11 protein-coding genes are annotated in these 15,657 nt (G+C 74.1%); 4 read left to right on the forward strand and 7 right to left on the reverse strand.

What is annotated here, in order from left to right:
• Positions 1 to 112: 112 nt before the first annotated feature.
• From Q4C85_RS09600 to Q4C85_RS09620, 5 genes are all read right to left on the reverse strand, one after another.
• Positions 113 to 1,735, reverse strand: a complete 1,623-nt coding sequence (locus tag Q4C85_RS09600; protein WP_303141599.1) for a cell wall metabolism sensor histidine kinase WalK — start codon at positions 1,733 to 1,735, stop codon at positions 113 to 115.
• A gap of 2 nt (positions 1,736 to 1,737) precedes the next feature.
• Positions 1,738 to 2,484: a response regulator transcription factor gene (locus tag Q4C85_RS09605; protein ID WP_303141600.1), complete on the reverse strand. Its 747-nt coding sequence runs from the start codon at positions 2,482 to 2,484 to the stop codon at positions 1,738 to 1,740.
• Positions 2,485 to 2,561: 77 nt separating this feature from the next.
• The gene (locus tag Q4C85_RS09610) at positions 2,562 to 3,161 is read right to left on the reverse strand and encodes a nuclease (protein ID WP_303141602.1); all 600 of its coding nucleotides are present in this window, start codon (positions 3,159 to 3,161) and stop codon (positions 2,562 to 2,564) included.
• A gap of 148 nt (positions 3,162 to 3,309) precedes the next feature.
• Positions 3,310 to 4,149 (reverse strand): PspA/IM30 family protein, encoded by an 840-nt coding sequence (locus Q4C85_RS09615; RefSeq protein WP_303141604.1) that lies wholly within the window; start codon positions 4,147 to 4,149, stop codon positions 3,310 to 3,312.
• Positions 4,150 to 4,263: 114 nt separating this feature from the next.
• Complete coding sequence (locus Q4C85_RS09620) at positions 4,264 to 5,667, reverse strand: hypothetical protein (protein WP_303141606.1); 1,404 nt, start codon at positions 5,665 to 5,667, stop codon at positions 4,264 to 4,266.
• Between the two features lie 603 nt (positions 5,668 to 6,270).
• Here Q4C85_RS09620 and Q4C85_RS09625 point away from each other — a divergent pair.
• Together Q4C85_RS09625 and Q4C85_RS09630 are read left to right on the forward strand one after the other, a co-directional pair.
• Positions 6,271 to 6,834, forward strand: a complete 564-nt coding sequence (locus tag Q4C85_RS09625; protein ID WP_303141607.1) for a hypothetical protein — start codon at positions 6,271 to 6,273, stop codon at positions 6,832 to 6,834.
• A gap of 474 nt (positions 6,835 to 7,308) precedes the next feature.
• A complete protein-coding gene (locus Q4C85_RS09630) occupies positions 7,309 to 8,211 on the forward strand; it encodes a type 1 glutamine amidotransferase (RefSeq protein WP_303141608.1) in 903 nt (300 codons plus the stop codon).
• Positions 8,212 to 8,236: 25 nt separating this feature from the next.
• On the opposite strand, the gene Q4C85_RS09635 is transcribed toward Q4C85_RS09630, so the two are convergent.
• Together Q4C85_RS09635 and Q4C85_RS09640 are read right to left on the reverse strand one after the other, a co-directional pair.
• Positions 8,237 to 10,270 carry a TPM domain-containing protein gene (locus Q4C85_RS09635; protein ID WP_303141609.1) on the reverse strand — a complete coding sequence of 678 codons (2,034 nt, stop codon included), beginning with the start codon at positions 10,268 to 10,270 and terminating at the stop codon, positions 8,237 to 8,239.
• A 56-nt stretch (positions 10,271 to 10,326) separates the two neighbouring features.
• On the reverse strand, positions 10,327 to 12,039 hold the full coding sequence (locus Q4C85_RS09640; protein ID WP_303141610.1) for a DNA repair helicase XPB: 1,713 nt from the start codon (positions 12,037 to 12,039) through the stop codon (positions 10,327 to 10,329).
• 177 nt (positions 12,040 to 12,216) lie between these two features.
• On the opposite strand from Q4C85_RS09640, the gene Q4C85_RS09645 reads away from it, so the two are divergent.
• Positions 12,217 to 14,643: a helicase-associated domain-containing protein gene (locus Q4C85_RS09645; protein WP_303141611.1), complete on the forward strand. Its 2,427-nt coding sequence runs from the start codon at positions 12,217 to 12,219 to the stop codon at positions 14,641 to 14,643.
• Positions 14,644 to 14,856: 213 nt separating this feature from the next.
• The coding region (locus tag Q4C85_RS09650) for a hypothetical protein (RefSeq protein ID WP_303141612.1) at positions 14,857 to 15,657 on the forward strand (801 nt) is incomplete at its 3' end.

The following is a 15,657-nucleotide window of genomic DNA, read 5'->3' on the forward strand; positions in this document are numbered from 1 at the left end:
AAAGCCCGTCGAGGGGCCGGGGTGGGCCCTGCCGGAGCGCACCCGGGCTCCCGAGCCCGGCACCGACCAGGACGCCGGCCGCCCCGGCTTGCGCAGTGGATGTCCCGGCAGGTCAGGACGAGGAGGCTGCCGCCGAGGCGGTGGGGATCTCGATACGCACCGTCGCCCCTCCGTCGGGTGTGGTGAGCATGCGCACGACGCCGCCGTGCCGGCCCACGATCGCGGCCACGATGGCCAGCCCCAGCCCGGATCCGCCGGTCTCGCGGTTGCGGGAGGTGTCGGCCCGGTAGAACCGTTCGAAGACCTTCTCCGCCTCCGCGATCGGCACGCCGGGGCCGTGGTCGCGCACCTCGACGACGGCGGTCAGCTCGGTGGTGCCCTCGATCGAGGACTCCCCGGCGGGCACGGTTCCCACGGCGACCTCGACGGGAGAGCCCTCCGGGGTGTGGCGCACGACATTGCCCAGCAGGTTGGTCAGCACCTGGGAGAGCCGGTCCTTGTCACCGACCACGGTAACCGGTCCGGGCTCGGCTCCCGCGGCCGCCGCCCGGGGATCCAGGGGCAGCAGGGAGCAGTCGCGCTCGGGGGCCAGGACCATCATGTCGGTCAGGGCCCCGGAGGCCACCGCCGTCAGGTCCACCGGTGCCATGACCATCTTGCGGCCCTCGTCCATGCGGGCCAGCTGGAGCAGGTCCTCGACGAGCCGGCCCATGCGCGAGGACTCGGACTCGATGCGGGCCATGACCTCGTCGGTGCGCTCGACGGGCACCCCTCCCATGCGGTAGAGCTCCCCGTAGCCGCGGATGGCCGACAGCGGGGTGCGCAGCTCGTGGGAGGCGTCCGAGACGAAACGAGTCATGCGCTCCTGGGCGACGAGCTGGACCTCGAAGGCCTGCTCGTTGCGCTGGAGCATCGTGTTGAGCGCCCGCTGCAGGGAGCCCACCTCCGTCGTCGCCGGCTCGGTCAGGGGCACGCGGGCCGACAGGTCGCCGCCGGCGATCCGCCCGGCCACGCCCTCGATCTGGCGCAGGGGGCGCAGGGCGCGGCGCACGAGGTAGGTGGCGGCCATCGCCCCCACGAGGATGACGGTGACATCGGTCAGGGCGACGACGAAGCGGGTGACCTCGACCGTCTCCGCGACGTCCTTGAGGGGCAGGCCCACGGCCACCACGCCCAGCTCCTCGCCGGTGTTCTCATCGACGAAGGACAGGGTGACCACGCGCCAGTCGCTGCCGGCCTTGTCGGAGTCCACCGTGACCATCTGAGACCCGGAGTGGTCGACCTCGGCGTCATCGAGCCCGAGGGCCTCGGTCGACGGCGTGCCGTACTTGCTGGCCGTCTCATCGGAGATGAGCAGGCCCGAGCGCCCGTCGGCGTAGCGCACCGCCACGAAGTAGGTCGAGGGCATTGAGGACACCGAGCCGGAGTCCATGAGGCGGATGCCCTGGGTGCCCACCTCCTGGCCGGTGGCGCGCAGCTGGTCGTCGACCTGGGTGATGAGATGTCCCTCGAGCAGCGAGGTGAAGGTCAGGGAGGCGATGAGCAGGCCGAAGGTGAGCAGGCCCGTGGTGATGAGCGCCAGGCGGCTGCGCAGGGGCTGGGAGTGCCAGGAGCGGCGGGCGGTGGTCAGGGGGTGCCAGCGGCCTCGCTTGGTGGGTCGGTGCTGGCGGCCCGGCCGCCTCGAGGCGTGCGTGGCGCGCAGGACGCCGCGCCGCGCACGTCTGGAGGTGAGCACGCTCACTCGCCCTTGGGCTCGCGCAGCATGTAACCCACGCCCCGGCGGGTCTGGATGAGGGGGGCGACGGGCTCGCCGTCGCGTCCGTCGATCTGGTCGACCTTGCGGCGCAGGTAGGAGATGTAGGACTCGACGATGGCGGCGTCGCCATTCCAGTCGTACTCCCACACGTGGTCGAGGATCTGGGTCTTGGAGACGACCCGCCCGGCGTTGAGCATGAGGTAGCGCAGCAGCTTGAACTCGGTGGGGGACAGCTCGACCTCGACCCCGGCGCGGTGGACCTCGTGGGCGTCCTCGTCCAGGACGAGGTCGGCCACACGCACGACGCCGTCGTCCTCGCCCTCGATGGCGTGGGTGCGGCGCAGGATGGCGCGGATCCGGGCGACGACCTCCTCGAGGCCGAAGGGCTTGGTCACGTAGTCGTCCCCGCCGACCGTCAGGCCCTGGACCTTGTCCGCCATGTCATCGCGGGCAGTCAGGAACAGGATCGGGGTGGTCACGTCGCGCTCGCGCACGCGCCGCGCGACGGTGAAGCCGTCCATGTCGGGGAGCATGACGTCGAGGACGACGAGGTCGGGGGACTCGTCCTCGATACCGCGCAGCGCACCGTTGCCATCGGCCGCCGTCGAGACCTCGAAGCCTGCGAAGCGCAGGGAGGAGGCGAGCAGGTCACGGATGTTGGGCTCGTCGTCGACGACGAGGAGGTGGGCCTCGCGGGAGACGTGCTGGGGGTCGGGATGTCGGTCCATTCCACCACTCTTCAACGCGATGCTGAACGTTATCTGGGAGTCTGTTGGAAGCGCAGGGGAGCGGCTCCCGCGGTTCCTCAGATGAAGGCGAGCGGGTCGAACTCGGCCAGCGGGATGATGCGCACGCGGGGCAGGGCGATGGTGAAGGCCTTGACGTCGGACTCCAGGTCGTGAATCTGCAGGCCGCGCGCCTCGAGGCCGGCGAGCTGGGTGTTGAGGAACTCCCGGAAGCACAGCACCCCGACGGAGGCCCCGGCGGTCAGGAGCCGCTCGACCTGGGGGATGTAGTCGCCGTCGTGGCTGCCGAGCAGGACGTGGGCGCCCTGGCCGGACTCGACCCGCTGTGCCAGCGCCTCGAGGGTCCGCTGGACGCCGATGTCGACGACCTTCTCATCGGGGTGGCCCGAGCCGGCCAGGGGCACGGGCCGGTAGTCCATGGCCAGCAGGGCCTGGACGAAACCCATCGGCATGTGGCCGCTCGTGGCGTTGAGGAAGAACAGGGCGGTCGTGTCATCGCCCTGGCCGCCGGCCTGGGCGTCGGCCAGCTCGTCGCAGTAGGACAGCACCCTGTCCCAGCGGGGCCGCTCGTCGGGCTCGGGCCGGCGCCCCAGAACGCTCATGCCCAAGGTGGCGTCGATGTTCTCGCCATCGACGAGAAGGTAGGTCGGGATCGTCATGGGGACATGTTAGTCGCCGGAGCCCGCCCGGTCCGCCGGGTAGACGGTCCCCGGCGCACCGGTGCCGGCGCGGTCGATGGGGCGGGACAGGGTCGACGACCCCGTCCCGCCCCATCGGCAGGAGCGTCGGTGGCGCGTCAGTGGCGCGTCAGTAGGAGGACTCCTCGGAGTCCGCGGGCTGCTCGGCGCCCTGGGCCTTGAGCGCCTCGAAGGCGGCGTCGACTGCGTCGCCGTCGGTGATCTGGGCCGGGGCGGGCGCGGCCGGCAGGGTCGAGCCCCCCGACTTGAGCGCCGCGAGGCGGGCCTCCGCCTCGAGCTGGGTGCCCGAGGACTCCAGCTCGGCGAACTGCGACTCCAGGGAGGAGCCCGCCAGCTCCATCTGGCCGGCGGCCTGGGCCTCGACCCGGCGCACCTGGTCCTCGTAGCGGGCCAGCTCGCTGGTCGGGTCGAGCACGTTGATCGAGCGGATGGCGCCCTGGACCTTGACCTGGGCCTCGGCGGTCTTCTGACGGGCGATCAGCTGGTCGCGCTTGGACTGCAGCTCACCGAGCTTGACCTCCATCTGCTGCAGCCCGGTCTTGAGCTGCTCGACGACCTGGCGCTGGGAGGCGATCATCGGCTCGGCCGCCTTGGCCTCGTTCTCCGCGGTGATCTGCTTGGTCAGCGCGATCTTGGCCAGCGAGTCCCACTTGTCGGCCCCCGCGGCGTCACCGCCCGCACGCAGCTCGTCGGCCTTGCGCGAGGCCGCCAGCGCCTTGTTCCCCCAGTCCCGGGCCTCGGCGACGTCCGCGGCGTGGTCCTTCTCGGCCAGACGCAGGTTGCCGATGGTCTGGGCCACGGCGTCGCGCGCCTCGGCGATCGAGGCGGTGTAGTCGCGCACGAGCTGGTTGAGCATCTTCTCCGGGTCCTCGGCGCGGTCCAGGAGGGCGTTGACGTTGGCGCGGGTCAGCTGGGCGATGCGGCCCAGGATCGACTGCTTCTCGGCCATAGGGCTCCCTTTCGTTGTCCCCGGCCGCGGATGGCGCCCGGGTGGTCGGTACCGGGAGTCATGCTCCCAGAAATCTGTTGAGGTGTCCCGCCCCGGGACGCGGTGGCGGCGGGCTCAGTCGAAGATGTCGTCGAGGGCGTCGCCGATGACCCCCAGGCCGCCATGCCCGTGGCCCCAGCCGCCGTAGCCCCCGCGCCCGCCGGCGAGCCCGCCCAGGAGCAGGCCGCCCAGGACGAGGGTGGAGGCGTCCACCCCGCCCAGGCCGAGGCCCGAGGAGCCCGAGCCCGAGGAGCCCGAGCCGCGCACGTCGGCCTCGGCCAGGGCCTGCGCCTGGGCGACAAGAGGCTCACCGGCGGCCACCTCGGCCAGGGCGGCCGTGGCGTCGGTCGTCTGCATCGAGGTGGCGGCCATCGCGTGGCGGGTGGCCTCCGACAGGGCGGTGCGGGCCGAGGGCCCCACGGCGCCGCGGTGGGTGGTGATGTAGGAGGTGACCGCGTCGATCTGGGAGGTGAGGCGGGCCAGGCGGGAGCCGAGGGAGGCCCGTGCCCGGGAGTCGTTGTCCTCCTTGGCGCGGGCCGGGGCGAGCGCGGCGTCGATGGCCGCCTCGGCGTGGGCCAGGTGGTCCAGGGCCGCCAGGGGGTCCCCGGTGGCGCCGGGGCCGGAGGCGGCACGGCCCTCGGCGACGGCCGCCTCGGCGTCGGCCACCAGCGGGTCGAGGGAGGCGGCGGGGACCTGGTCGGCCAGGCGTCGGGCGTCGACGAGGTCGGAGGAGATCGAGGCGATGGCCGCGGCCAGGTCAGCGGCCGCCCGGTCGAGGCGCTCGCGGGCGCTGGTGACCTGGGCGGCCAGCTCGCCGGCCTGGGCGATCGAGCCCTGGGAGATGCGCACCTGCTCAACGGCGGTCGCCTGCTGCCCGGCCTCGAGGCTGGCGCGCGCCTGGTCCAGGGCGGTGCGGCCGGCGGCCAGGAGGCGGCCGGCGCGCTCGGGGGCCTGGGAGACGCTGGTCAGGGAGCTGTCCGGGTAGGTGGCGTGCAGGGTGACGAGCAGCGTGTTGGCCATCGCGATGGCCTGCTCGGTCTCGTCGGCCCGCTGGGCGGTCTCGGCGATGGAGGTCGGGAGGTTGGCCTCGATGCCCCGGCGGGCGTTGAACGCCTCCTCCTGCTGGGAGATGACCGCCACGGCGTCGGAGCAGCGCTGGAGGATCTCGGTGTACATCTGGCGCTGGACCGGCTCGGTCTCGGGGATGTCGTCGTCGAGCAGCTTGCGCAGCTCGAAGGAGCGGGCCAGGTGGCCTCGTGCGGTGGTCAGCGCCTCGGTGAAGGCGTCGGTGGCCGACAGCCCGAACTGGGCCTGGGCGTAGGACAGCTCCTCGGCGGCGGAGCGCACGGAGTCGTCGGCGGCGACCAGGGCGTTGCCCGCCTGGACGCGCAGCTGCTCGATGGTCGTGGGCTGGGGCGCGGTGGTGGGTCGGCTCTTGCGCTTCCAGAACACGGAGGGCTCCTCGGGGGTCGTGGGCATACCGCCGACGGTCGGTTGGCGGCGACCCTATGTTCCCCGGGGGAGTGCGCTGCGGCAAGCCGCTTCGCCACCAGCGTTGGTGGGCGCCGGAGCGCCGCGTGGGGCGTCCAGGCCCGGAGTGGGGCCGGCGGGATGTGGCGTGATGGAGGTCACTCCATATAGGCTGGCTCCGTTCCTGAGCCTCTTCATCGACAGGACTGGCGATGAGCAGTGATGCCCCTGAATAGCCACCCCGCGGGCGTGCCCGGCCCTATGGCTGGGTGCCCGGCGCCTCGGCCGCCGAGCCCGATGCCGCACCGGCCCGGCCCGCTGGGCAGGACAGGAAGGTGCCTGGTGGCCTGCCGGCGGCCGACCCTGCGGCCGGCGGTGGTGGCCCCGCTCGGTCACCCGGCAGGCACGCGCAGCCCTATGGCTGGGTGACCGGCGCTTCGGGCGCCGAGCCCGACGCCGATGGCCGGGCGGCCTATGGCCGGGTGCCCGGTGCGACGGCGCCGTCCGCCCCACGGTCCGGCTTGCCGCCTCACGGCGCCGCCGGGCCGGTACCGCCCGGGCGACCGGGTGGTCGGGCGCAGCGGGTGGCTGGGGGCCCGATGGCCGGGCTGGGTGTCTGCACGTCTGGTGGCGGCCGCGGGGGTAGAGGTCGACGACACGGCGGCCGTCATCGTCGTCGCCGGGGTCGCCGAGGAACTGCTCAAGCTCGTGCCCCTGGCGCTGCTGGGCTCGGCCGATGAGGCAGCGGGCTTCGTGCGCGACCCGCGGGGCACGGTGCGCGGCTATCTGGCCACGCACACCCCGGGGGAGATCGCGCTGGACGCCGGGCTGTTCGTCCTCACGGAGGTTGCGGGCGGGGCGTTGACGCGCACGGCGGGACTGGCCGCACGGCACGCTCGCAGCGAGCTGCTGGAGTCCAGCCTGTGGCGCGGTGAGGCGGTTTCCGCAGGCGATCTGGTCGACGGGCTGGGGCGGCGTCCCGCATGCGCGGGTCCCGACCCTCGGTGCCCCGGCGCCCCGGCGCCCTGCGTCCGGACGGCGCGACGGTCTACCGTACGAGGACCGGTGGCGAGTCGGTCGATGCTCCCCGGCCCGACGCGGTGCGGACTGGAGCGATCCCGCTGCCGGACGGCGGTGGCTGGACGGGTTGGAAACAGTAAGGAGGCCGCCCTATAGCGAATCGATAAGATGCCATGGCTGTCATGAAACAAGTTCGTCTGGTTGGGGGTGGGGTGGTAGGTGCTCGAAGTCGTAGTCGAAGGTGCGGCTGGTGATGTAGCTGGTGAATGCGGTCCAGGTTTGTTCGGGGGTGTCGTGCTGGATGTTCGCGATGTGGCTTTTGGCGGTGTTCCAGACATGTTCGGTATATCGATGAATCGTTCTCCTCTCACGTCGTCCTGTATCCGGGGATCACGACCGAGGAGGTCCATGCCGGCTGGGTCGAGCACCATGAGCATGACCCCTACGAGGAGTACTCCCAGTACTTCCCCATGGAATGACGACCAAAACGGCGAGACGCCCAATTCGGCCGGCCCATGGCACTCATCGTCTCGTTCCATATGAGAACCGTTCGCGCGTGGGGGTGTGAGCCTCAGCGCTCACGGCGGTGCGGGCTTGCGTCCCGACCGGCTGCGGGTCTCAATAGTCCCCATGACGGATGCGACAAACTCCTCGCCGCGGGCCCGTGCGCTGCCCGCAGGCTCCGGCCCGGTCATCACGGTCATTGAGCCCGAGGCCTATGCCCCGCTCGGTCGCCTCGGCGAGTGGCTCTTCGCCGAGGGCGCCGTTCTGCACATGGTCCGCCCCTGGCAGGGCGACCTCATCCCGGCCCTCGACCAGATCGGCGACGGCCTCGTCGTCCTCGGCGGCGCGATGAGCGCCCACGACGACCTCGAGCACCCCTGGCTCGTCGAGCTGCGCGCGCTGCTGCGCCACGTCGTCGACGCCGAGCTTCCCGCCGTCACCATCTGCCTGGGCGCCCAGATCGCCGCGGAGGCCCTCGGAGGCGCAACGGCCGTCCCCTCCCCCCATGGCGCCGAAGGCGGAATCGTCGAGCTCCACCTCACCGAGGAGGCGGCAGGCGACCCGCTGCTGGGTGAAGTGCTCGACGAGGCGGTGCGCGCCGCGGTGCGAGCCGGCATCCCCACCCAGGACGGCACCCGCCTGCCGGTCATCGTCTCCCACGACGACGGCGTCGTCCGGCTGCCCGAGGAAGCCACCCTGCTCGCCTCCTCCGCCGGTGCCCCGGTCCAGGCCTGGCGGGCCGGCCGGCTCCTGGCCCTCCAGCACCACCCCGAGTCGACGCCCACCCGGATCGAGTACTGGCAGGCCCGGGCCGAGGCGCGCCGCATGGGCGTCGTCGAAGGAGAAGCGGCCGCTGAGGCCCTCGCCGCCGACGCCCTCCCGGCCGAGGCGATCGCCTACGGCGAGCGTGCCCGGGCCCAGGCCGAGCAGGTCGAGCCGGTCATCCAGGCCTTCGGGCGCACGCTGGCGCGCGTGCTGGTGCGCAACGCCCGCGCCCACCAGGTCGCGCGCTCCTCCCGCGGCGCCTGACCAGGCGCCGGTCCGGCCGGAGCGCTCAGAAGCGGCCGCGCCGCCCCGACGCGCTACGCGTCGAGGACGAGCGCCCCGAGGAGGTGTTGCGGGGGCGCGGCGCGGACACGCGCGGCGAGGGTCGCGGTGGCCGGTAGGTGCTCCGCTGCTGGGAGGAGCGGTAGCCGACCGACGGGCCGTCGAACAGGCCTCCCCAGGACGACCCGGAAGCCGTCGCCGCCAACGAGCTGTCCCGGATCGCCTCGTCCGCAACGGTCCTCGCCCGGCGCGCGCAGGCCAGGGCGTCGCTGGCAATGGCCAGGGCCATGGTGACATCGGGCTCCCGACGCGCCTGGGTCTCTAGAACCGAGGCCTTGTCGAGCAGGGCGCGCGGCTGGGCGCCCACGACGGCGCGGTTGAGGCTGAGGTGGGCGTGGACCTCCGGGATGACGCGCCCGAGCTCGATCAGTCGCCCCTCGAGCCGCCGACGGTCGAGCGCCTCCTGCCGGATGCGCTCCCGCGACCTGCGCGCGGGCTCGAGTACCTCGTCCAGATGCGTCTCAGCGGCGGACAGCCGCGCCAGAGCGGCCTCAGGCTCGCGCCGCCGCGCCTCCACGTCCCCCATGGCCTGCCGCGCCTGCGCTACGGCCTGCTCGACCGCGGCGGGGTCGAAGCCCTCGTCGTCGCGCAGGTCCTCGATGTCGGCCAGGTCCTCGTTGATGAGCCCGTCCAGCTCGGCCATCTCACGATCGATCTCATCCAGGCGCTCCGGCAGCGAGGTGGCCTGCGTCCTCAGCTCGGCGACCTGGGCGAGCGCCCCCTGGGCCAGCCGCAGGTGCTGGACGGCCGTGCCGCGCGATCCGGCGGCCACGGCCTCCTGTGCCTGGCCGACCGCGCCCTCGACCACGGCCAGGAGCTCCTCGGCCTGGTCCAGCCCCGCACGGCCGGAGGCGACGGCCGCCTCGGAGCGGGCGGTGGCCAGGACCGCCAGCTGGTGGCGGGCAATCCCGACGGCGGCGCGCGCCTCGGTGGCCCGGGTGGCGGTGTCGGCGCAGGCCTGCTCCGCCTCGGCCTCAAGACGCCTCATGGCGGCGAGCCTGCTCGAGCTGTCCTTGAGCGCCGCCTGCGCCTGCTGGGCCGAGGACAGCATGACGGCGGCGAGGTGCTGGCGCTGCTCATTGGACAGCAGGGCGCCGCTCGACAGGGTGCGGCTGGCCTCCAGGCCCGCGCCCACAGCGCTGCGGGCGGCCGCGATGGCGGCGGTGTACTCGTCGGTGGCGGTCAGCCCGAACTGGGCGACCGCGTAGTCGAGCTCCTGGGAGGCGGTGAGCACGGCGTTGTCGGCGTCGACCAGCGCGCTCAACGCCTCCCGCTCCCGCGCGACGAGCTCGGCCTCGACCCGCTGGGCGGCACGGCGGCGGCGCCGGTGCACCCACCACACACCGCCCCCGATGCCCCCGCCGACCATGGCGCCGCCGCCCGCCAGCATGATAATGCCCGTGCGCAGCGCGGTCTCGGAGGCGGTGGACAGGGCGTGACCGGCCGCCGTCACCGCACCGTCCCAGTCGTCGGCCCGCAGCTCGGGCAGGATCGCCTCCTCGACGGCATCGAGGTAGTAGTCCCGCACCTCACCGCCGTCGGCCCGCATGAGCGCGTAGTCCCGCGTCTCCGGCGAGATGACGAGGAGCAGGTCGGTCTCACCGAGGTAGGAGTCGACGAACAGGTCGGAGGACCACGACTCGATCTGCGCGGAGGAGACATCAGTGGTCGTCACCACCCACAGCCCGTAGCCCGCGCCGGCCGCCTCCTCGACCGCGGCCTGCGCCGAGGCCTCGTCGAGGATCCCGGCGTCGTCGGTGACATGGTCGCTCAACGGGGCCGTCACCTCCGTGGCCGGGGACATCCGGCCCGGCGCCGCGGGCGCCGCCAGGACCGGGACGCCCGGGGAGCCCGAGGAGCCCGGCGCCGCGTCGGCCAGGGCATCGGCGGCCCCGGCGGCCCCGGCAGGCAGGAGGAGCAGGAGCAGCAGCGTGCAGGCGGCCGCCGGGCTGACGACGCGGCGAAGGGAGGACGTGGCCATGGCCTCATCCTGGCTGGCGGCGGGGGGCGCGGCAAACGCCCCGCCGCCAGGGGCGCTCAGTGGTCACCGCCCGCCTCGAGGTCGTGGGCGTCGATGATGCGGTAGCCATAACCCTGCTCGGCCAGGAAGCGCTGGCGGTGGGCGGCGTAGTCCTGGTCGAGGGTGTCGCGCGCGACCACCGTGTAGAAGTGCGCCTGGCGCCCGTCGGACTTCGGCCGCATGATCCGCCCCAGGCGCTGGGCCTCCTCCTGCCGGGACCCGAAGGCGCCCGAGACCTGGACCGCCACCGAGGCGCCCGGCAGGTCGATCGAGAAGTTGGCGACCTTGGACACCACAAGCACCCCCAGCTCGCCCGCGCGGAAGGCGTCGTAGAGGCGCTGGCGCTCGCGCACCGTCGTCGCCCCCGTGATGAGAGGGGCGTCCAGCCTCTCGGCGAGCTCGGTCAGCTGGTCGACGTACTGTCCGATGACCAGGGCGGGCTCCCCGGGGTGCCGGGCCAGGATCGCCTCGACCACCCCGGTCTTGGCGGGGGTGGTCGAGGCCAGGCGGTAGCGCTCCTCGGGCTCGGCGGTCGCGTAGGCCATGCGCTCGCCCTCGGTCAGGGTCAGACGCACCTGCGTGCACTGGGCCGGGGCGATCCACCCCTGGGACTCCAGGTCCTTCCACGGGGCGTCATAGCGCTTGGGCCCGATGAGGCTGAAGACCTCGTCCTCGCGCCCGTCCTCGCGCACGAGCGTGGCGGTCAGGCCCAGACGGCGGCGCGCCTGGAGGTCGGCCGTCATGCGGAACACCGGCGCCGGCAGGAGGTGGACCTCGTCGTAGACGATAAGCCCCCAGTCGTGGGCATCGAGCAGGTCGAGGTGGGGAAAGACCCCTTTGCGTTTGGTGGTCAGCACCTGGTAGGTGGCGATCGTCACCGGGCGGACCTCCTTGCGCGCCCCCGAGTACTCGCCGATCTCTTCCGCGGTCAGGGTGGTGAAGCGGACCAGCTCGTCCTTCCACTGCCGGGCCGAGACCGCGTTGGTGACCAGGATGAGCGTCGTCGTGGCGCTGCGGGCCATGCACGCCGCACCCACCAGGGTCTTGCCCGCCCCGCAGGGCAGGACCACGACCCCCGACCCTCCAGCCCAGAAGGCGTCGACCGCCTGGCGCTGGTAGGGGCGCAGGGCGAAGGCCCCGGGGACGGCGGCAGCCGCCTCCTCAGGGTCCTCGCGCAGGGCGATGGGGTGGGCCTCGCCGTCGACGTAGCCCGCCAGGTCCTCGGCCGGCCACCCCAGCTTGATGAGCACCTGCTTGAGGTGGCCGCGCTCCGAGGGATGGACGACGACGTCGGCCGGCCCCAGCCGCTGGCCGAGCAGACCGGTCGTGCGCCGCGAGCGCATGACCTCCTCGAGCACCGCCACGTCCGCGGCGTGCAGGACCAGGCCGTGGGCGGGGTCGGCCAGGAGCTGGAGACGCCCGTAGCGGTCCATCGTCTCGGCGGTCTCGGTCAGCAGGGAGTGCGGCACCGGGAAGCGCGAGTAGGTCAGGAGTGTGTGGATGACCGTCTCGGCGTCGAAGCCGGCCGCGCGGGCGTTCCACAGCGCCAGCGGGGTGATCCGGTAGGTGTGCATATGCTCCGGCGCCCGCTCGAGCTCGGCGAAGGGCGCGATGGCGCGGCGCGCGTCATCGGCCCCCGGGTGCGAGACCTCGAGCAGGACCGTCCGGTCGCTCTGCACGATGAGTGGGCCGTCGGAGGGTGTCGAGGGCGGAGTGCTGGGACCAGGCATGCAGCGAGTATCGCAGGCGCGCATGAGGCTCGCGCCGTGGCCCCTGTCGCCCGCGCCCCGCGTTGCCCGCCGCCCGCCACGGGCACAGACCCGCGCGGCCACGTCCGGCCGGCGCCACCGCGCGGCCGTGCCCGGGCCTGCTTCGTCCGAGTGCTCCGAGGCGGTAGATTGGCCAGGATGAGCCAGAAGGACCCGGTCAGCGACGGCGGCGGCGAGCCCGTGGCCGACGTCGCACAGCTGGCCGCCCACCTGGCGGCCCTGCCCGACGAGGCGCTTGTCGCCCTCCTGGCCGCCCGCCCCGACCTGGCCACACCGCCGTCGGGCTCCTTGACCGCGCTCGCGGCCCGGGCCGCGAGCCGGCCCAGTGTCGAGGCGGCCCTCGCCGAGCTCGACGCCGTGGACCTGGCGGTCGCCGAGGCGGTCCTCGCCCTGGGGATCAGGCAGGCACCGGGGCTGGCCGCGGCGCTCGGCGTCGACCAGGACGCCGCCGCCCGGTCCCTGGTCCGTCTCGAGGAGCTCGCCCTGCTCATCGGCGCCGGACCGGTCCACGGGCTCGTCGAGGCTCTCGGGCCCTACCCCTTGGGGCTGGGGCCGTCGGCCGACCCGCCACCACCGACCCTGCCCGAGCCGCTGCCCGCCTCCCCCGCGGAGCCCGGAAACGCCCCGGCACCGGCCACCGCGTCCTCCCCCGAGGCGCAGGCCATGCTCGCTGCCCTGGCCTGGGGGCCACCCGTGGGCACGGTCCGAACCGGTGGACGGTCCGCCGGGGTCGACGAGCTCCTGGCCCGCGGATGGCTCGTGCCCGCCGGCCCCGGGACGGGCCCCGCGGCCGGCCCGCGGACGGTTCCCGGCGCGGTGGCTGCGGCCGGCACCCGCCCATCGCGGCCCACCACGGAACGCACCCGGCTCGTCATGCCCCGCGAGGTGGCGCTGGCGCTGCGTGGCGGCCGCCTGACCCGTGAACCCCTCACCCCGCCCGACCCCTCGAGCCTCGGGCGGGTCGACGCCGCCTCCCTGGCCTCGGAGTCGACGCGTGGGGCCGAGGAGATCGTCCGGCTCGCCGCCGCCCTGCTCACCGAGTGGGGGCGCGAGGGCGCGCCCCTCCTGCGCGCCGGGGGAGTGGGTGTGCGCGCCCTGACCCGCACCGCCGAGGCCCTCGACCTCGAGCCGGGCACCGCGGCGACCCTCATCGAGATGGTCGCCGCCGCCGGCCTGCTGGGGCTGGACGAGGACGGCACCACCTGGGTCCCCTCAACCGAGGCGGCCGCCTGGACCGGAACCGGCACCCCCGAGCGCTGGGCGCGCCTGGCTGCGGCGTGGCCGGCCTCGGCACGTGCCCCGTGGCTCGTGGGATCCCGCTCGGAGAACGGCACGCTCAGGCCCGTCCTGGGTGACGAGGTCGAGGCCGCCTGGGCCCGCGACCTGCGCCGTCGGATCCTCCTGCTCCTGGCCGATCTGCCGCAGGGGCGCGCCGCGACCCCGACCTGGGTGCGTGCCGCCCTGACCGCCGCACGGCCGCGCCGCCCGGTCCCGACCGGCGCCGTCTCGGCGGTCCTGGAGGAGGCGGCGATGCTCGGCCTGACCGGGGCCGGAGCACTCAGCCGTGCGGGCTGGGTGCTCGCCGAGGCGGTCTCGGGCGCGGGACGGCACGACACGACCCGGGGCCCGGTCCCCGGGCAGGAGGAGGCCGACGCCGTCGGCCTGCTCATGTCTCTCGAGGCCGCCCTGGCCGCCGACCTGCCCGCACCGGTCGACACCCTGCTCATCCAGTCCGATCTCACCGCCATCGTGCCGGGGCGGCCCTCTGCCGGGCTGGCCGCACTCCTGGAGCGCAGCACCGTGGTGGAGTCCCGCGGTGGGGCGCTGACCGTGCGGTTCACTCCCGACTCGGTGCGCGCCGCGCTCGACACCGGGATCGGTGCCACCGAGCTGGCGCACGCGCTCGAGCGCTTCAGCCCCACCGCCCTGCCCGACGCCCTCGTCGTGCTCATCGACGACGCCGCCCGGCGCCACGGCTCGGTGCGGGTCCGCGAGGTGTCGACCGTGCTGCGGATCCCCGACCCCGCTGTCGCGGCGACGCTCGTGGGCGACCCGCGCCTGAGTGACCTGGGGCTGGCCGAGCTCGCCCCGGGCGTCGTGGTCTCCACCGCCCCGGCCGGAAGGGTCCTGCGCGAGCTGCGCGGCGCCGGGCTGGCGCCCGTCCTGGAGGACGCCGAGGGCCGCAGGCTCCTCAGCCCCGACGACGGTGCAGGACATCGGCCGGCGCCGCCGCCGGCGCGCCCCGGCAACGAGCACTCCGTGCGCCGCAGCCGACCCGGGCCGCGCGAACTCGCCGGCCTCGTCGTTCGCATGCGCGCCGGCCAGCAGGAGGAGGGAGACCCCGCCGCGGCCACCGACCCCGTCCACGTGCTCGCCCTGCTCCGCCAGGCTCAGTCCTCCCGGGCGAGGGTGCGCCTGAGGATCGTGGGCTCCGACGGCGCCGTCCAGGACCGATCGGTGCGGGTCCTGGCCGTCGAGCCGGGGCGGGTCAGGCTGGCCGACGTCGTGCGGCAGACCGAGCTGACGGTGGCGGTCCACCGGATCGTGTCGGTCGAGCAGACCTGACAGGCGGCCGTCCCCACCCCGTGCGCGCCCGCCGAGCCGGGGCGGGGCGGGCCCTCCCCATCCTCGTGCGGGCCCGTGTCCGGGCAGCGACCCGCCGCGCGTTCGCCCCGAGCGGCGCGACCCGCGCCCCGGCGCGGGTGTGGGCGGCCCGTCGGGGCGGTACGCTTCCGTGGCCGGCCAGGGAAAGCCGGTCCGCTCTCCTGGGAGTCTCTGATGAGCAATGACCTTGACACACCCGCGCCTCGGGACGATGAGACCGAGGACTACCCGTGGCAGTACGGCGCCGAGATCCGCCAGGCCTACTGGGAGCAGGTCGGTACCACCTCGACCGTCGCCTTCTTCGGCCCGACCAACGGGCCGGCCTCGCCGTGGCCGGGCAAGGCCGAGAACTACACGCCCGTGTGGCTGGAGGACTCCACCGTCATCACCACCGACGGCATGTCCTCGCCATGGTCGGACGCCGGGGACCCCGGGGAGGGCCTGGAGTACTACATCGACTCCCCGCGGCTGCGGGGCGCCGCGCTCGAGGAGTTGCAGGCCTCCTGGGAGCTCGAGCTGCTTATCCGTGTCGCCTCGACCTTCGCGGGGCAGGGCTACCGCGCCACCTTCGACCACTACGGGTGCCTGACGCTGCGGGTCCCCGAGGTCGACGTGCCCGCCGACTGGCTGGACGAGGACGGCAACTTCTGCCTCCTGCTCGGCGCGCCGGCGGTCCTGCGGAGTGACTACATCGAGATGTACTCCGACCCTCAGGCCGTGCGCCTCATCGCGCTCACGCCACTGCGCCCCGACGAGATCGCCTGGGTGATGAGCAACGGCGACCGGACGGCGGCCGGCCGCGCGCTGGCCGACACCGAGTACCGCAACCAGGTCCGCCTCGACCGGCCCAGCCTCCTCGGAGACATCCAGGCGGCCGCCGCACCTGCCGCCGAGCCGGCTGCTGGGCCTTCTGCCGAGCCGGTCGCCGAACCTGCCGTCGAGCCTGCCGGTGAGTCGGCTGCCGCACCTGGCGCC

The sequence above is a fragment of the Actinomyces sp. genome (assembly GCF_030524025.1).
Classification (GTDB): domain Bacteria; phylum Actinomycetota; class Actinomycetes; order Actinomycetales; family Actinomycetaceae; genus Actinomyces.